At 69.7% G+C, this 19,733-nt stretch carries 21 protein-coding genes; 13 read left to right on the top strand and 8 right to left on the bottom strand.

Going from position 1 to position 19,733, the window contains the following annotated elements; all coding sequences use genetic code 11:
• Positions 1-52 precede the first annotated feature (52 nt).
• The gene (locus MKK64_RS17840) at positions 53-907 is read left to right on the top strand and encodes a S49 family peptidase (RefSeq protein ID WP_243936215.1); all 855 of its coding nucleotides are present in this window, start codon (positions 53-55) and stop codon (positions 905-907) included.
• A gap of 45 nt (positions 908-952) precedes the next feature.
• Here MKK64_RS17840 and MKK64_RS17835 read toward each other — a convergent pair whose 3' ends face one another.
• Positions 953-1,216 (bottom strand): hypothetical protein, encoded by a 264-nt coding sequence (locus MKK64_RS17835; RefSeq protein WP_147725407.1) that lies wholly within the window; start codon positions 1,214-1,216, stop codon positions 953-955.
• Between the two features lie 211 nt (positions 1,217-1,427).
• Here MKK64_RS17835 and MKK64_RS17830 point away from each other — a divergent pair, with 211 nt between their 5' ends.
• The 4 genes from MKK64_RS17830 (at position 1,428) to MKK64_RS17815 (ending at position 5,684) form a co-directional block, all read left to right on the top strand.
• Positions 1,428-2,366 carry a glycine--tRNA ligase subunit alpha gene (locus MKK64_RS17830; RefSeq protein WP_147725406.1) on the top strand — a complete coding sequence of 313 codons (939 nt, stop codon included), beginning with the start codon at positions 1,428-1,430 and terminating at the stop codon, positions 2,364-2,366.
• On the top strand, positions 2,363-2,809 hold the full coding sequence (locus tag MKK64_RS17825) for a DUF3828 domain-containing protein (protein ID WP_243936213.1): 447 nt from the start codon (positions 2,363-2,365) through the stop codon (positions 2,807-2,809). The genes MKK64_RS17830 and MKK64_RS17825 overlap by 4 nt, the downstream gene beginning before the upstream one ends.
• A gap of 93 nt (positions 2,810-2,902) precedes the next feature.
• Positions 2,903-5,113, top strand: a complete 2,211-nt coding sequence (glyS, locus tag MKK64_RS17820) for a glycine--tRNA ligase subunit beta (RefSeq protein WP_243936211.1) — start codon at positions 2,903-2,905, stop codon at positions 5,111-5,113.
• 217 nt (positions 5,114-5,330) lie between these two features.
• Positions 5,331-5,684, top strand: a complete 354-nt coding sequence (locus MKK64_RS17815; protein WP_243936209.1) for an endonuclease domain-containing protein — start codon at positions 5,331-5,333, stop codon at positions 5,682-5,684.
• A 9-nt stretch (positions 5,685-5,693) separates the two neighbouring features.
• Here the strand turns inward: MKK64_RS17815 and MKK64_RS17810 are convergent, their stop codons facing one another.
• A complete protein-coding gene (locus MKK64_RS17810) occupies positions 5,694-6,695 on the bottom strand; it encodes a magnesium transporter CorA family protein (protein ID WP_147841290.1) in 1,002 nt (333 codons plus the stop codon).
• A gap of 213 nt (positions 6,696-6,908) precedes the next feature.
• Here MKK64_RS17810 and groES point away from each other — a divergent pair, with 213 nt between their 5' ends.
• Together groES and groL are read left to right on the top strand one after the other, a co-directional pair.
• Positions 6,909-7,196, top strand: a complete 288-nt coding sequence (groES, locus tag MKK64_RS17805) for a co-chaperone GroES (RefSeq protein WP_055886789.1) — start codon at positions 6,909-6,911, stop codon at positions 7,194-7,196.
• Positions 7,197-7,279: 83 nt separating this feature from the next.
• On the top strand, positions 7,280-8,932 hold the full coding sequence (gene groL / locus MKK64_RS17800) for a chaperonin GroEL (RefSeq protein WP_147725401.1): 1,653 nt from the start codon (positions 7,280-7,282) through the stop codon (positions 8,930-8,932).
• 326 nt (positions 8,933-9,258) lie between these two features.
• Here the strand turns inward: groL and MKK64_RS17795 are convergent, their stop codons facing one another.
• On the bottom strand, positions 9,259-9,912 hold the full coding sequence (locus tag MKK64_RS17795) for a peptidase inhibitor family I36 protein (RefSeq protein ID WP_243936206.1): 654 nt from the start codon (positions 9,910-9,912) through the stop codon (positions 9,259-9,261).
• 348 nt (positions 9,913-10,260) lie between these two features.
• On the opposite strand from MKK64_RS17795, the gene MKK64_RS17790 reads away from it, so the two are divergent.
• From MKK64_RS17790 to MKK64_RS17780, 3 genes are all read left to right on the top strand, one after another.
• A complete protein-coding gene (locus MKK64_RS17790; protein ID WP_147841289.1) occupies positions 10,261-10,554 on the top strand; it encodes a hypothetical protein in 294 nt (97 codons plus the stop codon).
• 129 nt (positions 10,555-10,683) lie between these two features.
• Positions 10,684-12,798 (top strand): ABC transporter ATP-binding protein/permease, encoded by a 2,115-nt coding sequence (locus MKK64_RS17785; RefSeq protein WP_147841288.1) that lies wholly within the window; start codon positions 10,684-10,686, stop codon positions 12,796-12,798.
• Between the two features lie 173 nt (positions 12,799-12,971).
• On the top strand, positions 12,972-13,271 hold the full coding sequence (locus tag MKK64_RS17780; protein WP_147725398.1) for a hypothetical protein: 300 nt from the start codon (positions 12,972-12,974) through the stop codon (positions 13,269-13,271).
• An 80-nt stretch (positions 13,272-13,351) separates the two neighbouring features.
• Here the strand turns inward: MKK64_RS17780 and eda are convergent, their stop codons facing one another.
• From eda to MKK64_RS17765, 3 genes are all read right to left on the bottom strand, one after another.
• On the bottom strand, positions 13,352-13,966 hold the full coding sequence (eda, locus tag MKK64_RS17775) for a bifunctional 4-hydroxy-2-oxoglutarate aldolase/2-dehydro-3-deoxy-phosphogluconate aldolase (protein WP_243936204.1): 615 nt from the start codon (positions 13,964-13,966) through the stop codon (positions 13,352-13,354).
• 22 nt (positions 13,967-13,988) lie between these two features.
• Complete coding sequence (gene edd / locus MKK64_RS17770) at positions 13,989-15,812, bottom strand: phosphogluconate dehydratase (protein WP_147725396.1); 1,824 nt, start codon at positions 15,810-15,812, stop codon at positions 13,989-13,991.
• A 160-nt stretch (positions 15,813-15,972) separates the two neighbouring features.
• Complete coding sequence (locus MKK64_RS17765) at positions 15,973-17,082, bottom strand: type II asparaginase (protein WP_147725395.1); 1,110 nt, start codon at positions 17,080-17,082, stop codon at positions 15,973-15,975.
• 178 nt (positions 17,083-17,260) lie between these two features.
• Here MKK64_RS17765 and MKK64_RS17760 point away from each other — a divergent pair, with 178 nt between their 5' ends.
• Both MKK64_RS17760 and MKK64_RS17755 read left to right on the top strand, forming a co-directional pair.
• Positions 17,261-17,476, top strand: coding sequence for a hypothetical protein (locus MKK64_RS17760; RefSeq protein WP_243936202.1), 216 nt, complete (start codon positions 17,261-17,263; stop codon positions 17,474-17,476).
• A gap of 139 nt (positions 17,477-17,615) precedes the next feature.
• Entirely contained in the window at positions 17,616-17,864 is a 249-nt protein-coding gene (locus MKK64_RS17755; protein ID WP_147725393.1) for a hypothetical protein, read from the top strand.
• A gap of 21 nt (positions 17,865-17,885) precedes the next feature.
• Here the strand turns inward: MKK64_RS17755 and MKK64_RS17750 are convergent, their stop codons facing one another.
• Both MKK64_RS17750 and MKK64_RS17745 read right to left on the bottom strand, forming a co-directional pair.
• On the bottom strand, positions 17,886-18,161 hold the full coding sequence (locus MKK64_RS17750) for a hypothetical protein (RefSeq protein ID WP_243936200.1): 276 nt from the start codon (positions 18,159-18,161) through the stop codon (positions 17,886-17,888).
• Positions 18,162-18,170: 9 nt separating this feature from the next.
• Positions 18,171-19,061: a DNA/RNA non-specific endonuclease gene (locus tag MKK64_RS17745; RefSeq protein WP_409567966.1), complete on the bottom strand. Its 891-nt coding sequence runs from the start codon at positions 19,059-19,061 to the stop codon at positions 18,171-18,173.
• Positions 19,062-19,574: 513 nt separating this feature from the next.
• Between MKK64_RS17745 and MKK64_RS17740 the strand changes: the two genes are divergently transcribed.
• A partial coding sequence (locus tag MKK64_RS17740; protein WP_243936377.1) for a 1-deoxy-D-xylulose-5-phosphate synthase N-terminal domain-containing protein occupies positions 19,575-19,733 on the top strand: 159 nt, incomplete at its 3' end.

Below are 19,733 nucleotides of genomic sequence, written 5' to 3'. Positions count from 1 at the left end.
CCGGCGATGACCACCTCCCACGACGCGGGCCTTCTCCCACCATCGGATCTCCATGTCCTTCGCCGTTCCGGATTTCGTGCGTGCGCTCCTGCCGGCGCGCTTTCGCAAGACGCGGCCGCGCGTCGCCGTGGTGCGCCTGAACGGCGCGATCGGCGCGGTCTCGCCGCTGCGCCCGGGCCTTTCGATCGCCACGGTGGCGGGCAGCCTTGAGCGTGCCTTCGCGATGCCGGGCGCGGTCGCCGTGGCGATCGTGATCAACTCGCCGGGCGGCGCGCCGGCGCAATCCCACCTGATCCACCGGCGCATCCGGGATCTCGCCGTGGAGAAGAACCTGCCGGTCTACGCCTTCGTCGAGGACGTGGCGGCGTCGGGCGGCTACATGATCGCCTGCGCGGCCGACGCCATCGTCGCCGACCCGACCTCGGTGGTCGGCTCGATCGGCGTTGTCTCAGCCGGCTTCGGGTTCGACAAGCTGCTCGCACGCATCGGCGTCGAGCGCCGTGTCCACACCCAGGGCGACGCCAAGGCGATGCTCGATCCGTTCCGGCCGGAGGACCCGGCCGACGTCGAGCGCCTGCTGCGCATCCAGGCCGACGTGCAGGGCCTGTTCACCGGTCTCGTCACGACGCGTCGCCCGACATTGAAGTCCGGCGAGAACCTGTTCACGGGGGCGATCTGGACGGGACGGCAGGCTCTCGAGCTCGGGCTCGTTGACGCGATCGGCGACATCCGCTCGACGCTGCGCGCCCGATTCGGGGAGGGCGTCGACCTGAGGCTGATCGCCGAGGCGAAGGGGTCGTTCGTCGCCCGCCTGCTGCGCCGCGGGGCGCCGGGCGGGATCGGCTTGGCCGACGAGGCCATCGCCGCGATCGAGGAGCGTGCGGCCTGGGCGCGTTACGGCCTGTGAGGCGACGTCGCGCGCAGGCCGCAAGGCCGCCACACGACGGCGCGCTCAGCGTGCGAGGCAGGCGGCGTCCGGCGTGCCGTACCCGCTGTAGACCACCCGCACCTTGCGGGTGCAGCCCTCGGCCTTGACGGCCGGCGCGGCGACGGGCGCCACCTCCACCGGCACCACCGCGACCGGCACGGCCACCGCCGAGACGTCGTCCACGGTGGCCAGGGCGCTGCTGGCGCTCATCACCAGCGGTGTCGCGACGAGCGAGGCGGCGACGAGGACCGCGAAGACGGTGACGTTCTTCTTGGCGAGGCTGCGCATGACTGTTGTTCCGTCGCGTTCGGCCGGGGCGGGCGGCCGATATCCCAATGTTGGGCAATAAACTTGGCCGTCGCGATACGGTTCCGCTTGTCTGCCGAAATTGCGCCGCAATCGGTGTGCGCCCGCACCCGCGCCGGCGTCGCGGTTGCCCAATGCGGTCGCCCGCGCTTAAACGCTGCCGCCTCCCCTGCCCGACGACGAAGAAGCGCCCATGCCGAGCGATGCCGATCTCAGCCCGAAAACGTCGTTCCAGGGCCTGATCCTGACCCTGCAGCGCTTCTGGGCCGCCAAGGGCTGCGTGATCCTGCAGCCCTACGACATGGAGGTCGGGGCGGGCACGTTCCACCCGGCGACGACGCTGCGCGCGCTCGGCCCGAAGCCGTGGAAGGCCGCCTACGTCCAGCCCTCGCGTCGGCCGAAGGACGGGCGCTACGGCGAGAACCCGAACCGGCTGCAGCACTACTACCAGTTCCAGGTCATCCTGAAGCCGAACCCCGAGAACCTGCAGGAGCTCTACCTCGAATCGCTCGCCGCGATCGGCGTCGATCTCGCCCTGCACGACATCCGCTTCGTCGAGGACGACTGGGAAAGCCCCACGCTGGGTGCCTGGGGTCTCGGCTGGGAATGCTGGTGCGACGGCATGGAGGTGAGCCAGTTCACCTACTTCCAGCAGGTCGCCGGCCTCGAATGCGCACCGGTCGCGGGCGAGCTGACCTACGGGCTGGAGCGCCTGGCGATGTACGTGCAGGGCGTGGAGAACGTCTACGATCTGAACTTCAACGGCGGGGCGGGCGCGGAGAAGGTCACCTATGGCGACGTGTTCCTGCAGGCCGAGCAGGAGTATTCGCGGCACAACTTCGAGGCGGCCGACACGGCGATGCTGTTCCGCCAGTTCGCCGATTCCGAGAAGGCCTGCCGCCTCTACCTCGACGCCGGCGCGCCCGAGCGCGCGGGCGCGCGCCACCGCATGGTTCAGCCGGCCTACGACCAGTGCATCAAGGCGAGCCACGTCTTCAACCTGCTCGACGCCCGCGGCGTGATCTCGGTGACCGAGCGCCAGAGCTACATCCTGCGGGTGCGTGAGCTGGCCAAGGCCTGCGGCGCGGCCTGGCTGCTCACGGAGGCCGGCGGCGCGCCGGCGGCGGCATGAGCCGGTTCGCGTTCGCCGCCCTGGCCTTGCTCGCCCTCGGCGCTGCTCCGGCCTTCGCCCAGTCCGCCACCGACCCGGTCGAGACCGTGCGCGCGTTCTACGCCAAGGACGATATCGACGCGGTCGGCTTCTATGCCGCGCGCCTGCGCTCGCTCTACGAGCGGGACCGGCGCGAGGCCGGAAACGAGGTCGGCCGACTGGATTTCGCCTTCTACGTGAATGGGCAGGACACGGAGGCGAACTGGGAGAAGACCCTGAAGCTCACCATGCTCGCATCCGACGACGCGCGTGCGGAGGTGCAGGCGACCTTCCACAACGGCACGCCGCAGGACCTGCGCTACGATCTCGTGCGCGAGAACGGGCGCTGGCTGATCGCCGACGTGCGCTCGACGACGGCGCAAACCTGGGATCTCGTGACGATCCTTTCTGCGAAGCTGCCCTAGCCCGAGCGCGACGCGCAGATCAGCGGCGGCATCCCGCGCCTCTCCGCACGCTCCGTCTCGACGGACGCGGAGCGGGCGTCTATTCCCGCGGCCATGCCCGATTTGCTGCTCGAACTCCGCTCCGAAGAAATCCCGGCCCGCATGCAGCGGCGCGCGGCCGAGGACCTGAAGAAGCTCGTCACCGACGCGCTGGTCGAGCGCGGCTTCCTCTACGACGGCGCGAAGGCCTTCGCGACCCCGCGCCGGCTGGCGCTCCACATCGCCGGCTTGCCCGCGCGCGGCGAGGCTTTGCGCGAGGAGCGGCGCGGACCGAAGGTCGGCGCGCCGGACGCCGCGGTGCAGGGCTTCCTGCGCGGCGCCGGGCTGACGAGCCTCGACCAGGCGCGGACGATCATCGACCCGAAGAAGGGCGAGTTCTACCTCGCGGTGATCGAAAAGCCCGGCCGCGAGACGCTGGACGTGCTGGCCGAGGTCCTGCCGGCGATCATCAAGAGCTTCCCCTGGCCGAAATCCATGCGCTGGGGGGCGGCCTCGGCGCAGGCGGGCGCCCTGCGCTGGGTGCGCCCGCTGCAATCGATCGTCGCGACCTTCGGCCCGGAGACCGAGACGCCGGACCTGGTGCCGTTCGAGGTCGGCGGCATCACGTCGGGCACCACCACCTACGGCCACCGCTTCCTGGCGCCCGGCGCGATCGAGGTCCGTCGCTTCGACGACTACGTCCGGAGCCTGGAGCGCGCCAAGGTCGTGCTCGATGCGGATCGCCGCAAGGACATCATCCTGCACGACGCCCGCGACCTCGCCTTCGCCCGCGGCCTCGAGCTCGTGGAGGACGAGGGCCTGCTGGAGGAGGTCGCAGGCCTCGTCGAATGGCCGGTGGTGCTGATGGGCACCTTCGACCAAAGCTTCCTCGACATCCCGGGCGAGGCGGTGCGCGCTACCATCCGCGCCAACCAGAAATGCTTCGTCGTGCGCGACGCCGGCGGCGCGCTGGCGCCGGCCTTCATCCTGGTCTCGAACCTCGTCGCCACGGACGGCGGCGCCGCGATCACCGCGGGCAACGAGCGCGTGGTCCGCGCCCGGCTCTCGGACGCGAAGTTCTTCTGGGAGACCGACAAGGCGATCCGCCTCGCGGACCGCCTGCCGAAGCTTGACACCATCGTGTTTCACGAAAAGCTCGGGACGCAGGGCGAGCGGGTGCAGCGCATCGCGGCGCTCGCGCGTGAGCTTGCCTCCCTCGTCGGCGCCGATGCCGACCTCGCCGAGCGCGCCGCGCGGCTCGCCAAGGCGGACCTCGTCACCGAGATGGTCGGCGAGTTTCCCGAGCTGCAGGGCTTGATGGGCGCCCGCTACGCCGCGCTCCAGGGCGAGAACCCGAGCGTCTGTGCCGCGATCGAGGAGCACTACAAGCCGGTCGGGCCGAGCGACCGCGTGCCGACCGATCCGGTCTCGGTGGCGGTGGCGCTCGCCGACAAGCTCGACACGCTGGTGGGCTTCTGGGCGATCGACGAGAAGCCCACCGGGAGCAAGGACCCGTACGCGCTGCGGCGGGCGGCTTTGGGGGTGATCCGGACCACGCTGGAGCGGTCCCTGCGGCTGCCGCTTTCGAGCGTCGCCAACCGACAGTTCGCCATCGCGGAAACCCGTGGCGCGCCGGCCGCCTCCGCCGAGCCCGCAAGCATCCGCGAGGACGATTTCGGCTCGGCCGGCTTCCATTTCTCCGCAATCGTCGAGACCGACGGCGAGGCCGACCGAAGCCCGTCGGCCCAGCGCGTCGCCGACCTGCTGGCCTTCTTCGCCGACCGCCTCAAAGTCTACCTGCGCGACAAGGGCGCCCGCCACGACCTGATCGATGCGGTCTTCGCGCTGCCCGGCCAGGACGACCTGCTGATGGTGGTCCGCCGGGTCGAGGCGCTCGGCGCCTTCCTCGACACCGCGGACGGCAGGAACCTGCTCGCCGGCGTGAAGCGCGCCTCGAACATCCTGCGCATCGAGGAAAAGAAGGACGGCCGCGCCTACGATGCCGAGCCCGATGCCGCGTTCGCCGCCGCCGGCCAGCCCGAGGAGCGGGCGCTCGCCGAGGCACTGGCGACGGCGCGGGTCGAGGCTTCGGCGGCGGTCGCGAAGGAGGATTTTGCCGGCGCGATGCGGGCGCTCTCGCACCTGCGCGCCCCGGTGGACGCCTTCTTCGAGCACGTCACCGTCAACGCCGACGACGCGGCGCTTCGCGAGAACCGCCTCGCCCTCCTCAACGCGCTGCGCGCCGCAACCCGAGAAGTCGCAGACTTCTCGGCGATCGTGGGGTGAACCGCGGGTCCCTTCTCCCAGGGGGAGAAGGGCAGGACGATCTACACTTCCTATAGGGGGAAGCGCGGGTCCCCTCTCCCGTCCGGGAGAGGGACAGGGTGAGGGATGCGCCTTCTCCGGATGAACCTGTCCCCTTACCCCAACCCTCTCCCGAACGGGAGAGGGTGTGCGTCGCGCATCCGCGAGGTCGCGTCGGCGTGTGAGGTCAGGTCATGGCATGCCGAACCCGACGCAGCGTGCGACGAATTTGCGGGCGACGCAGACCGGTGCGGAGGCACGGCTCTGGCGCGTCCTCCGCAATCGGCAGCTGAACGGGCGCAAGTTCCGGCGGCAATGGCCGATCGATCGCTACGTCGTCGATTTCGCCTGCATCGAGGCGAAGCGCGTCGTCGAGGTCGTGGGTGCGACGCATGGATCGCAGGCCGCGATCGCGTCCGATGCCGTTCGGACCGAATGGCTCGGACGATGCGGGTTCGAGGTCGTGCGCATCGCCAACGCCGAGATCGACGAAAACCTCGACGGCGTCCGCGGGACGATTCTCGCCGCGATCGAGCGGCGCGATGTCCTCTGATGCGCCGCCTCAGAACCAACCCTTGATCCGGAACACCACGATCGGGATGATCGCGCTCGCGAGGATCAGGCTGAGCGCGTAGGGGTAGCCGTAGGCCCAATCCAGCTCGGGCATGTGCTTGAAGTTCATCCCGTACATCGACGCGATCAGCGTTGGCGGCACGCCGACCACCGAGACGACGGTGAGGACGCGGAAGACGTTGTTCTGCTCGATGTTGATCAGGCCCAAGGCCGCGTCGAGGAGGAACTGGACGTTCTCCGAGAGCCGGGTCTCGAACTCGTCGAGGGATTCGATGTCCCGGCGGATCGTCTCGAAGCGCGCATCGGTCTCTTCCTGGGCCAGCACCTGCTCGCAGGCTCCGGCGACGAAGGGCACGATGCGCTCGAGGCCGAGCAGGCTCGCCCGGATCTTGCCGAGCACCTTCCCGCGGCGGGCGATGCCCCGCAGGATGCGCTTCAGCGCCAGGTCGCGGCGGCGCGGGGGGGCCTTCTCGTCGGATTTCGACGGCCGGGCGCGCACGTCGAAGTCAAAGATCCGCGTCGAGAGGCCGTCGAGCTCGGCGCCCATGTCCTCGAGCGCATCGGCGAGGCTGTCGACCAGCTCCTCCATCAGCAGCAGGAAGACCTCGATCCCGGTCTTGGCGACCTCCCCCTCGTCGATCCGCTTGCGCACCTCGGTGAAGGCGCGGAGCTCGTGGAAGCGCACGGTGACGAGGTGGTCCGGCGTCAGGACGAAGCCGAGCGGCTTGAGCAGCGAGTCGGTGCTCTCGAAGGTCACCATCGGCGTCGAGAGGGACAGGCCGTTCTTCAGCCGGCGCAGGCGGCTGGAGCTCTCGACCTCGGACAGCGCCTTGCGCGAGGGCACGCGGATGCCGGTGGCCTCCTCCACCGCCCGGGCCTCCTCGGGGGTCGGATCGTTGAGGTCGATCCACACGGTCTGGGTCGGGACGGCGGCGCGGCCGCCGGTGTCGCTCGGCGCGAGCGCGCCCTCGGGGCCGTGCAGGCTGAGCATGAAAGGGAATTCCGTCGGCGCTTGCGATGAGGGGGGGAGAAACCCGGCGCGCGACGGCCGCCGCGGGGTGCGACAGACTTGACTCGCCAAGGGGCCGCCGCTATCTCGCCCGCAGCCTTGGCACTCATCTTCCACGAGTGCTAACGGCCAGGGTTGGACGCGGGTCTCCGCGGCATCAACGCCGATTTGCGAATTCAAACAAGAGGGCAGCTCATGAAGTTCCGTCCGCTGCACGACCGGGTCGTCGTCCGCCGCATCGAAGGCGAAGAGAAGACCAAGGGCGGCATCATCATCCCCGACACCGCCAAGGAGAAGCCGCAGGAAGGCGAGATCGTCGCCGTCGGCCCGGGCGCCCGCGACGAGGCCGGCCGCATCAACGCGCTCGACGTCAAGGCCGGCGACCGCGTCCTGTTCGGCAAGTGGTCGGGCACCGAGGTCAAGATCGACGGTCAGGATCTCCTGATCATGAAGGAATCCGACATCATGGGCGTCGTCGCCTGAGGTCTTCGGACACCTGACGTAACCGCCCTTCGAGGCCCGCCCGGGTCTTGGGGCTTCTCCACCAACGAAAAGGAATCCTGCACATGGCAGCGAAAGACGTTCGTTTCTCCTCCGACGCGCGCGACAAGATGCTCCGCGGCGTCGACATCCTCGCGGATGCCGTCAAGGTGACGCTCGGCCCCAAGGGCCGCAACGTCGTGATCGAGAAGAGCTTCGGCGCGCCGCGCATCACCAAGGACGGCGTCACCGTCGCCAAGGAGATCGAGCTCTCCGACAAGTTCGAGAACATGGGCGCCCAGATGGTGCGCGAAGTGGCCTCGAAGACCAACGACATCGCCGGTGACGGCACCACCACCGCGACCGTGCTCGCCCAGGCGATCGTCCGCGAAGGCGCCAAGTACGTCGCCGCCGGCATGAACCCGATGGACCTGAAGCGCGGCATCGACCTCGCCACGGCCGCCGCGGTCAAGGACATCATCGCGCGCTCCAAGAAGGTCGCCTCGTCCGAGGAGGTCGCCCAGGTCGGCACGATCTCGTCGAACGGCGACAAGGAAATCGGCGAGATGATCGCCCACGCGATGCAGAAGGTCGGCAACGAGGGTGTCATCACCGTCGAGGAAGCCAAGACCGCCGAGACCGAGCTCGACGTCGTGGAGGGCATGCAGTTCGACCGCGGCTACCTGTCCCCGTACTTCATCACGAACGCGGAGAAGATGGTCGCCGAGCTCGAGGACCCCTACATCCTCATCCACGAGAAGAAGCTGTCGTCGCTCCAGGCGATGCTGCCGGTGCTCGAGGCCGTGGTGCAGACCGGCAAGCCGCTGGTCATCATCGCCGAGGACATCGAGGGCGAGGCGCTCGCCACCCTCGTGGTCAACAAGCTGCGCGGCGGCCTGAAGGTCGCGGCCGTGAAGGCGCCGGGCTTCGGCGATCGCCGCAAGGCGATGCTCGAGGACATCGCGATCCTCACGCAGGGCCAGATGATCGCCGAGGATCTCGGCATCAAGCTCGAGAACGTCACCCTGCCGATGCTCGGCCGCGCCAAGCGGATCCGCATCGAGAAGGAGACCACGACGATCATCGACGGTTCGGGCGAGAAGGCCGACATCGAGGCGCGCGTCGGGCAGATCAAGGCGCAGATCGAGGAGACCACCTCGGACTACGACCGTGAGAAGCTCCAGGAGCGCCTGGCCAAGCTCGCCGGCGGCGTCGCGGTCATCCGCGTCGGCGGCGCGACCGAGGTCGAGGTCAAGGAGAAGAAGGACCGCGTCGACGACGCGCTCAACGCCACCCGCGCTGCGGTGGAAGAGGGCATCGTCCCCGGCGGCGGCACCGCCCTGCTCCGCGCCAAGAAGGCGGTCGCCGCCCTCTCGAGCGACAACCCCGACGTCCAGGCCGGTATCAAGATCGTGCTGAAGGCGCTCGAGGCCCCGATCCGTCAGATCGCCCAGAACTCTGGCGTCGAGGGCTCCATCGTCGTCGGCAAGATCACCGACAACACCAGCTCCGAGTCCTACGGCTTCAACGCCCAGACGGAAGAGTACGTCGACATGATCCAGGCCGGCATCATCGACCCGGCCAAGGTCGTGCGCACCGCCCTGCAGGACGCGGCCTCGGTCGCCGGCCTGCTCGTCACCACCGAAGCCATGATCGCCGACTCTCCGAAGAAGGACAGCGGCGCCCCCATGGGCGGCGGCGGCGGCATGGGCGGCATGGGCGGCGGGATGGACTTCTAAGTTTGAGCCACCATTGCAACGTCGGAAGGGGGTCGCCGCGAGGCGGCCCCTTTTTTCGTTGCGCTTGGGCCCGGGTCGGCGCCGTCTTCCCGACGCTGTGAAACGATCGGCGAGCGGACGCTTGGACGACGAGGGGGCTCGGGCGGCTTCGGGGAAGCCTGCAGCAGATCTGTCTCGACCATTGGCCGCGCGCGCGGCCTCCCGCGGACATCCTGAGCGGGAGGCTCTGCCGCGACGCGCTTCAAGCCTTTCAACCGGGAAGTCGACGAGAGCCGCGGCGGCGATTCTGCGAAAAGGACGACAGGAGCGATCGACGACGCGCCGTGTCAGCCCGCCCGCTTTCCGCAGCGGACGTAGGATGCGGTGCCCTTGCCGCTCGTCCAGGTCAGGCGGTCGCCGTCGACGACGAGGCGGACCTGGGAGGACCAGCGCCGGCCGCGCTCGGCGCAGTCCGCGGCCATGGTCCAGGCGTTCCCGACGCGTCGGCCGTCGTGGAAGCTGCAGATCGTCCGCCCGGCACTGGCGCGCTCGGGCGTGATCGTCGCGGGGATGTAGCCGCGTCGGCGCGAGCGCTTGCCGCAGGCGGCCTCGGTCGGGCCCCAGGTCCCGACGTACTCGGCGCGCTCCACCCGCGGCGGCGGTGCGAGCACCGAAGCAGCGGCCGGTGCCGAGACCGCCGCGACGACCGGAGCCGGCGCTTCGACGACGCGCGGCACCTGTACCTCGGGCACCGGCGTCGCGGCCGCGACGGCGATGGTCTGCGGCAAGGGGGGGAAGCCGAAGGCGGGCACCTCCGGCGGGGCGGCGGCGGCCGGCCTGAACGGGAGATCTTCGCTGAGGAACGTCACGCTATACCCGAACAGCGTGCCCCAGCCGGCGGCGAGCGCGACGAACAGCGCGACCCAGCGCTTCGAAACGGGACGGCCCGCTCCGCTGCTCTGTTCCGTCGGGTACGCCTCGAGCCCCGCCGCCATCGTCATCCCGCCCTCCCCTTCGTGGGCCGCACGCATCCGACGCCGAAATCTTCCGTGCGCCCGTCCGTCGCGACGCGGGAGCGATGGAGATGCCGAAGGTCCGCCGGGACGCCGCCTCGAAGATCCAGCGATTCGCAGACTGCGCACCGCGGGCGACGAAATCTTAACAAGTCTTGCGCGGCGCGAAATCCCTAAACGCGCGAATACGGCGCTGCGGCGGCGACGGATCGCAGGTGGGTCTTCGACGCGACACTTCCGGCGTTGCATCGGTGCAATGGCGGGTGCGCCAATTCACTGCCATGCTCGCGCGCCGCTCCCTTCAGGGCGAGCCAACGAGGCGCCCGATTCCCAGCGATGAGATGCTTCGCCACGGCTCTTGTGATCGCCCTCGCGTCGGGGCCGGCCTCGGCGCAGACGCGGCAGGCGACACCGCGCATCGCCTGCGCGGACGCGATGGAGATGGTCAAGCGCGGCGGCGACGTGACGATCGCGGTCGGCGGCGCGCAGCCCGAGCGCATCGTGCGCGACCGCAGCTTCTGCGACCTGTCCGAGATCGCCGAGCTTCGCCTCGTGCCCACCCGCGACAACCCGCAATGCCCGATCGGCTATCGCTGTCGCGAGCCGGGCTTCGAGGAATGGAACTGGTAGGCGGCCGGCTCACGCGCGGTTGAGCGTCGCGCCCTGGCCGGTGCCACGATCTCGCCACGACCCGCGGTCACTGCCGCCGGGAAGGGCTTCGCGAACGGAGCCGATCGTCAAGATTTCCGGGAGACGCGCGTGGCCGCACTTCGAAGCGGGCTCGGCCTGCAGGCCGTCCTCACGGCGCTCGCCGCCCTCGCGCTGCTGGCGGCACCCGGCGTCCCCTCCCCGCCGCTCTACGTCTCGCTCGCGGGCTTCGCCATGGCCGGCATCCTGCTCGCCTCGGCCAACCTCTCCGCCTACCTGAAAGTCTTCGTCTCGGTCTACGGGATCGGCTACCTCGTGCTCGCCGGCGGTAAGACGCTGGCCGCGATGGGAGCGCTGCCGCCGACGCTCGCCGCCCTGCTCCCGCCGGACTTCGCGGCCACGGGCGCCGTGGTGTTCGGCGGGTTGGTCCTGGCGATCTCCTACCTGAAGCCGATCCGCGCGATCACCCTGATCGCCGATCCGTACTTCGCCAGCCGCGAGGCGCCGACCCGGGAGATCGGCCCGTTCCGCTTCTTCGGCAACACCGAGGGCAAGGTCGGGCAGCGGCTGGTGGCGCTGTCGATCTTCATCACCTTCGCCCAGGTGGCGCTGCAGCTGCGCCTGAACTTCTGGTTCCGCGACCTGTTCAATGCGCTGCAGGAGTACAATGCCGACGCGTTCTGGTACCAGCTCGTCTGGATCTTCGCCCCGCTCGCCACGATCTGGGTCGTGGTCGGCATGTTCGACACCTTCGTTGACGCGTCGCTCCACCTGCGCTGGCGGACCTGGCTGACCCGGAGCTTCTACGAGCGGTGGCTCGACGGCGGCACGCATTACCGCATCCCCTTCACCGGCGAGCACGCGGACAACCCGGACCAGCGCATCCAGAGCGACGTCAACCTGTTCATCTCGCAGACGACGACGCTCTCGATCCGCCTGCTGTCGCAGGCGGCGACCCTGGTCTCGTTCATGGTCATCTTGTGGGGCCTGTCGCGCGATTTCGTCTTGCCGTTCACCGACACCGTGGTCCCGGGCTTCCTGGTCTGGCTCGTCGTCGGCTACGCGCTGGTCGGCACCTGGCTGACGCACCTGATCGGACGCCCGCTGATCGGGCTCGACTTCCGGCAGGAGAAGGTCGAGGCCGACTTCCGCTTCTCGCTCGCCCGCTCGCGGATCTACTCCGAGCAGATCGCGCTCCTGCGCGGCGAGCGCGCGGAGAACGTCAGGCTGAAGAGCCTGTTCGGCGAGATCATCGACAACTACCTCGGCATCATCTACCGGCGGATCAAGCTCGGCAGCTTCACGCTGTCCTACAGCCAGATCAGCGTGGTGTTTCCCTACATCCTCGCCGCGCCGAGCTACTTCCTCAAGAAGATCACCCTCGGACAGTTCCAGCAGACCGGCGACGCCTTCTCCAGCGTGCAGTCGTCGCTGTCGTTCTTCATCAACTCCTACGTCACGATCGCGGCCTACAAGGCCAACACCAACCGTCTCGCCTCGTTCAAGCGCGCGATGACGCTGGCCGAGGCTTATTCCGCCGCCTCCGACGGGCTCGGCCACGGCAACGCCACCGGGTCCGACGTGACCGCGACCGGGCTGACGCTCGCCCTGCCCGACGGGCGGACGATCGTCACCGCCGACAGCCTCGCGATGACGAAGGGCGCGTCGACGCTCGTCACCGGCCCCTCGGGCTCCGGCAAGTCGACCCTGTTCCGCGCGATCGCCGGGATCTGGCCGTTCGGCAAGGGCCGGATCGACGTGCCCGCCGGCCAATCGGCCCTGGTGCTGCCGCAGCGGCCCTACATTCCCCTCGGCACGCTGCGCGGTGCCGTGTGCTACCCGAACACCACCGACCAGTTTCCGGACGCGGCGATCCGCGAGGCGCTGGTCGCGGCGCAACTGCCGGCTCTGGTCGATCGCCTGGACGAGGTCGACGCCTGGGACCAGCGCCTGTCCGGCGGCGAGCAGCAGCGCCTGGCGATCGCCCGCGCGGTGCTGGCCAAGCCCGAATGGCTGTTCCTCGACGAATCCACCGCCGCCCTCGACGAGCCGAGCGAGGCCGGCATCTACCGGATGCTGCGCGAGACCCTGCCCAACACCACGATCGTCTCGATCGGCCATCGCTCGACCCTGCACGAGCACCATCAGCGCCGGGTCGACATGCAGAGCACGGGGGACGGCCGGTTCAGCCCGCGCGAGCTTCGCGCCGCCGCGCCAGCGGAATAGTCCCGGCTCCAAAACGTAAGACACCGACGTTAGACGGCTCATCGTCGTCGCTCGAAGTCGCCGTACAGCAATGCGGGAGGGTTCACCCGTCCGCATTGCCAGTTGAAATAATAAAGGAACCCTCCGGCAGTCCTGACGTTTGATACCCGCCTCAAGAAACTGCGGAGAAACGCATGACCAAGATCACCACTTTCGCCGGTGCCGCCGCCCTCGTTCTGATGTCGTCGGCCGCGTTCGCGGCGCCGTGCTCGACCGGAACCACCGTCACCCCCGACAAGGACGCCAGCAAGGCCTCGACGGTCGATCCGAAGGCCACCGCCAACACCAGCCCCGGCGCCAAGGGCGAGTCGCCCGGCACCGTCGGCGCGATGAACAAGGCCGGTTCCGCCGCCGGAGCCACCTCGCCGGCGGATGTCAACGCCCAGGACAAGGGCAACCCGACCGCCGCGCAGGCTGCCAAGAACGATTGCTGATCGATGATAGCGGATCGGCATCGATCCGGTTCGAGACGTTGCGCCCGCTCCGGGAAACCGAGGCGGGCGTTTTCGTGCGCCTAGCGCCGCAGGCCGGTCGCCGCCAGGGCGGCCTTCCGGATCGCGTCCACGTCCGGCGCGCCGGGCTTCACGACCCAGCTTCCGCCGACGCAGAGAACGGCGTCGAGCGCGAGCCAGTCCGGCGCCGTCGCCTCGGAGATGCCGCCGGTCGGGCAGAACCGGACCTGCCCGAACGGGGCGGCCAGCGCCTTCAGCGCCTTGATCCCGCCGGACGCTTCCGCCGGGAAGAACTTGAACCGGTCGAGCCCGTGGTCGAGCCCGCGCATGATGTCGGCGGCATTCGCCACCCCCGGCAGGTAGGGGATGCCGCGCTTCAATGCCGCCTCGGTGAGCGGCGCGGTGAGGCCGGGGCTGACGATGAACGTCGCGCCGGCTTCGATCGCCGCGTCGAGGTCGCGATCGTTGAGGACCGTTCCCGCCCCCACCACCGCGCCCTCCACCCGCGACATCGCGCGGATCACGTCGAGGGCGGCCGGCGTGCGGAGCGTGACCTCGAGCGCGGTCAGGCCGCCCTCGACCAGGGCTCGGGCGATCGGCTCGGCATGCTCGACGTCCTCGATCACGAGGACGGGGATCACGGGGACGGTGCGCATCAGCGCGTCGATGCCGGTCATGGTTGGATCTCCCGTTTCGTGATCAGAGGCCGGCGGCCGCGAGCATCGCCGAGGCGCCCTGCTCGGCCCCGTCGGCGCCGTGGCGCATGAAGGCGAACAGCTCCCGCCCGGTCCCGGTGGCCGGCGGCGGCGCCGCGGCCTCGTCGCGGGCGGCGAGTTCCGCGTCGTCGACGAGCACCTGCAGCAGCCCTTCCTCCGCGCTGAGCCGCACGATGTCGCCGTCGCGGATCTTCGCGATGAGGCCGCCGCCGAGCGCCTCCGGGCTGAGATGGATCGCCGCCGGCACCTTGCCCGACGCACCCGACATCCGGCCGTCCGTGACCAGGGCGACCTTGTGGCCGCGGTCCTGCAGCACGCCGAGCTGCGGCGTGAGCTTGTGCAGTTCCGGCATCCCGTTGGCGCGGGGGCCCTGGAAGCGAACCACAACGACGACGTCGCGCTCGAGCTCGCCCGCCTTGAACGCCTTCAGCACGTCGTCCTGGTCGTCGAAGACGCGGGCCGGCGCCTCGATCGTGCGACGGTGCTCGTCCACGGCGCTGGTCTTGAAGGTGGCGCGGCCGAGGTTTCCCTTCACCAGGCGCATCCCGCCATCGGCCTGGAACGGCGCGGCGGGCTTGCGCAGCATCGTGTCGTCGAGGCTCTCGGGCACCGCCTCCTCGAAGGTCAGCGCGTCGCCCGACAGCTTCGGGTCGCGGGCGTGGTCGCGCAGGCGCGAACCGGACACGGTGAGGATGTCGTCGTGCAGCAGGCCGGCGTCGATGAGGCTCGCCATCACGAAGCTCATCCCGCCGGCGGCGTGGAAGTGGTTCACGTCGCCGGAGCCGTTCGGATAGACCCGGGCGATCAGCGGCACCACACCGGACAGCCGGTCGAAATCCTCCCAGTCGAGAACGATGCCGGCGGCACGCGCCATCGCCGGCAGGTGGATCGCGTGGTTGGTCGAGCCGCCGGTGGCGAGCAGCCCGACCACCGCGTTGACGATCGCCTTCTCGTCGATGCAGCGCCCGAGCGGCCGGTAGTCGTTGCCCGATGCGCCGATCTCCGACAGCCGGTGGATCGCGGCGCGGGTCACGGCCTGTCGCAGCTTGGTGCCCGGATTGATGAACGAGGCGCCGGGCATGTGCAGGCCCATCACGTCCATCATCATCTGATTGGAGTTCGCGGTGCCGTAGAACGTGCAGGTGCCGGCCCCGTGATAGGAGGCGGATTCCGATTCCAGCAGCTCCTCGCGCCCGACCTTGCCCTCGGCGTAGAGCTGGCGGATGCGCTGCTTCTCCTTGTTGGCGATCCCCGTCGGCATCGGCCCGGCCGGGATCAGGATCGTCGGCAGGTGGCCGAAGCGCAGCGCGCCGATGATCAGGCCCGGCACGATCTTGTCGCAGATGCCGAGCAGGGCGGCCCCGTCGAACATGCCATGGCTGAGCGCGACCGCCGCCGACAGGGCGATGGCGTCGCGCGAGAACAGCGACAGCTCCATGCCGCGCTGGCCTTGGGTGACGCCGTCGCACATCGCCGGCGTGCCGCCCGCGACCTGCGCCGTCGCGCCGACCTCGCGGGCAAACAGCTTGATCTGCTCGGGGTAGCGTCCGTAGGGCTGATGCGCCGACAGCATGTCGTTGTAGGCGGTGACGATGCCGATGTTCATCGCGCGGCCGGAGCGGATCGCGGCCTTGTCCTCGCCGGAGGCCGCGAAGCCGTGGGCGAGGTTGCCGCAGGCCAGCGTCGGCCGGTGCACGCCCGAATCCCGCTCGCGCCGGATGAGGTCGAGATAGGCGGCCCGCGAGTCGCGCGAGCGCTCGACGATGCGGGCCGTCACCGCCGCGACCACCGGATGAATCTCTGTCATCGCATGCCCTCTCGACGGCTCGGAGCCGAAGCGCTCCGAGACCGTCCTGTCCTTGGTCGGGCTCGGGTGAGCCGACCGTGATGCGAACGTCTAGGCCCGCTGCCCGACCGTAAGATGGCGGCGACGGGCAAGACGGCAGGGGAAGCCGGAGCGTCGAGCCTCAGTACTGCCAGAAGATCCGCTGCAGTTCCTTGGTGTCGCTGGTCTTGGTCAGCGCGACCGCCGCGAGGATCTTCGCCTTCTGCGGGTTCAGGTCGTGCGCGACGACCCAGTCGTAGGTGTCGTCGGGCTGCTCGGCGTTGCGCAGCACGAACCCGTCGGGCACCCGCGACGAGCGGATGATCAGCGTGCCCTTGGCGCGGATGTCCTTCAGCGTGTCGACGAGATAGCCCGGCACCGAGCCGTTTCCGGTGCCGGCATTGACGATCGCCTTGGCGCCGGCATCGACCGCGGCCTTGTAGGCGCCGGGGAACATGTTGCCCGAGCCGTAGACGATCGCCACCAGCGGCAGGCTGTCGATCGTGTCGATGTCGAACTCGGAGCTGGTGCCGTGGCGCTTGTCGAGGCTGCGGAAGAAGTAGGTCTTGCCCTCGACCACCATGCCGAGCGAGCCCCACTGGCTGAAGAACGCGCTCGGCACGATGTTGGTGCGCTTGGTGGCGTCGCGACCGGACTGGATCTGGTCGTTCATCGTCACCGTCACGCCCTTGCCGATCGCCTCCTTGCTGCCGGCGACCGCGACCGCGTCGAGCAGGTTGAGCGCGCCGTCGGCGGAGATGGCGGTGGAGGGGCGCATCGAGCCGACGACGACGATCGGCTTGTCGGTCTTCACCACGAGATTGAGGAACAGCGACGTCTCTTCCAGCGTGTCCGTGCCGTGGGTGACGACCACACCGTCCACGTCGCTCTGCTTGACGAGCTGCGAGACGCGCTTGGCCAGCTGCACCAGCTGCGCGTCGGTGAAGCTCTCGGAGGCGATCTGGAAGACCTGCTCGCCGCGGACGTTGGCGATGGCCGACATCTGCGGCACCGCCGCGATCAGCTTCTCGACGCCGACCTTGGCCGCTTGGTAGGTCGCGCTGTTGGCGGCATCCGCGCCGGCGCCGGCGATGGTGCCGCCGGTGGCCAGGATCACCACGTTGGGCTTGCCGACCTTCGCCTCGACCGCCGCGTCGGGCATCTCGCGCGCGATCGCCGCCCCCGGCAGCGACAGGCTCGCCAGGAGAACGGCCGCGACCGCGGCACACCGGCTGGATCTGACAGACAGCATCGACAATCCTTCGTCATGACCGCCGCGGCGCGGCGTGCCGGCCGCATGGTAGGCCGGCCGTCCTACGAGGCAAGAACGAAGCCGCTCGCCGAAGCGTCGCCCTCGCCGAACCGTTATGCCGGATCGTTCCGCGAGCTTGAGCGTTTCCTCGAAACGTTCGTCCGGGAGAGGCGCCCCCATGCTGACCTTCGCCAGCCTCCTGGAAGACGTGAAGGGCAACGCGCCCGCCCGTGCAGCGATGTCGCTTCTCGACGCGGCGCTCGCGCGTCGCACGTCGGACGAGCAGGGCGCCTTCTGGCGTGCGATCGACCTGTATTACGTGTCGCGCAAGGCGCCGGGCGCCGAGCCGCAAGCGACGGAGGCGGGTTCGTCTCCCACCACGCAGGCCCCGTGACGATCGGGCCTCGTCCGGCGAGACCGAGGGGTTGATCTCCGGCGGGGCTTGCGCGCCGGTCCCGCTCCGGCCGATCACGCGCACGGCGCGGCACTGCCGAGCCTTCGTGCGACCGCGATCCACAACAGTCAGGAACCCCATGTCCGAACCCGACGACGAGCCCCTCGACGCCGTCTCCCGCCTCTACGCGAAGATGCTGGCGATGGAGATCGTGATGGGCGTGCTGATCGGGCGCCTGTCGGAGGAGGACCCCGAGGTTCGAGAGGATGTGAAGCGCGACGTCGCGGTGCTCCTGGCCGACATGCCGATCGACGGGGCGAGCGAGGAGCTGATCGCCGCCGAGGTCCGCCGCGCTGCCGAGGCGCTGACGAGCGTGCGGATCGCCTGAGCGAGCGGATCGCCGTCGCCGTCAGGCGAAAGGGTTCTTCACGATGGTCGGTTTCGTCGCCGATTCGGCGACCTTGCCCGGCAGGTCCGCCGCCTCGAGCGACGCGACGATCGCGTCGACCGTGGCCTTGAGCGCACGCGCCTGGGCCAGGCCCGCCGCGTCCCGCGTCAGGTCGAGGGAGCCGTGGAGCGCGATCGTCTCCGGGCCGTTCTCGAACGCGAGCGCCCCGATGGTCCTCACCGCGGCCCCGTCGGCGAAGGGCTCGAAGGCGGCCTCGCCGTCCGTGGATTTCTTCATGGCTGATCCTCAGAAGATCGCGCGGAGCAGTTGCCGCAACGCACGGTGCAGCGCGCGCACGGCCTCGTGGCCGAGCCAGTCCTGCCAGGTCTGCTCCCGTCCGCGGGGACGATGGTTGGCGATGTCGTCGCGGGAATAGGCGCGCGGCTCCGGTAGGGTAATCGCCGAGGCCTTCTGGCCCGGCGGCAGCGACGGGAAGGCGTCGATCCCGGCGATGGTGCGGAGCGCAGCGAGGGACACCGACTGGAAGGTCCCGCTGCCGTCGTTCGGCGCGAGCCAAGCACCGCCCTCCCCGGCCACCGGATCGTAGATCGCCTTGAACATCTGCGTCGGCACCAGCACCCGGCCGTTGATCGAGGCGAGCCCGTCGCCCGCGTAGACCGGCCCGGTCACGACGAAGAGCTGCCCGCGCCGGGTCGCGAGCCGGCGGGTGCTCTCCTCGATCGCGGCCCACAGGCTCCGGTTCAGCACGCGATCCTGCGGCACGATGTTGGCGAGGCTGAAGGACTGCGCCTGCGCCTCGCCGGTCGGCATGTCACCGGCCGGCGCGAGGTGGCCGCGGTCGAAGCCGCTGCGGACGTAGTCGTCGAGCCGCGCGCGGTCGTCCGGCGGGACGCGGTCCTCGTCATGGAAGGCGTCGATCCGCTCCACCAGCCGCGCCGCCGCGACGCTCGCTCGCGTCAGGTGCTCCGCGGCGTAGAGCGGCGTTCGCGCCACGCCGGAATGGAGCACCGCGTAGGCATCGAAGCACAGGGCCAGCGTCCTGGGGGCGAGCTTCGGGTTGGTCAGCTCCGGCGCTCGGCCGTCGGCGAACAGCGCCGGGCAGGCGTCCGACGACCGCGCCGCGCCGCATCCGAGCAGGAGGACGACGGCGGCGAGGCGAGCCGGCTTCAGGAGCACGTGCGGACCCTTCGCGGGCCCGACGGCGTCGGGCGCTCGCGCCACGCGCACGGCCGCCCGAGCGTCCCCTCGAACGGGCGCACGTCGCGGTCGGGCCCACCCGGCACGATCCGCGGCGGGCAATCTCCGAGATAGGCACACGCGAACGTGAAGTCCCCGTCGACCGGGCGGGGATCGGCCTCGGCTCCGGTGCTGAAGACGATGGTGAGAATGGTCAGGATTCCGGGCAGCACAGGGCGAAGCGACGCGGGCCTCATGTGGCAGCGAAGGCACGAAACCGGGAAAAGGGAGGGATGAAACATTGATCGGATCCCACAAGGTCCGTAATTGGCACTATCATGACAGCGGCCGTACCAACGTTCCCGCGAGCGGGCGACGGCGAATTCGGTCGAGGCGTGGTCGGAACGACCCCGTCGTCACACGAGAGGCGGACCGCGTGCCGTTCGCCTCGGATCGACGCGGCCTGCCACGGATGCCTTTCGGGCCGGACGTCATAAGCGAGCGAGTGGTTCATTGACACCTCAAGAAAACGCCCCCTCGATTTTGGACGGTTTGTCCGAGACGTCCGCGTTGCGGTTGCTTCCGGAGAGCGATCTCCGGGCGGTGGCGGACGCGGTTCGCTCGGAGATGATCGAGGCCGTGTCGGTGACGGGCGGTCATCTCGGGTCGGGG

Source organism: Methylobacterium sp. E-025 (assembly GCF_022829705.1).
Lineage (GTDB): Bacteria > Pseudomonadota > Alphaproteobacteria > Rhizobiales > Beijerinckiaceae > Methylobacterium.
This window is presented reverse-complemented; position numbering and strand designations above follow the sequence as displayed.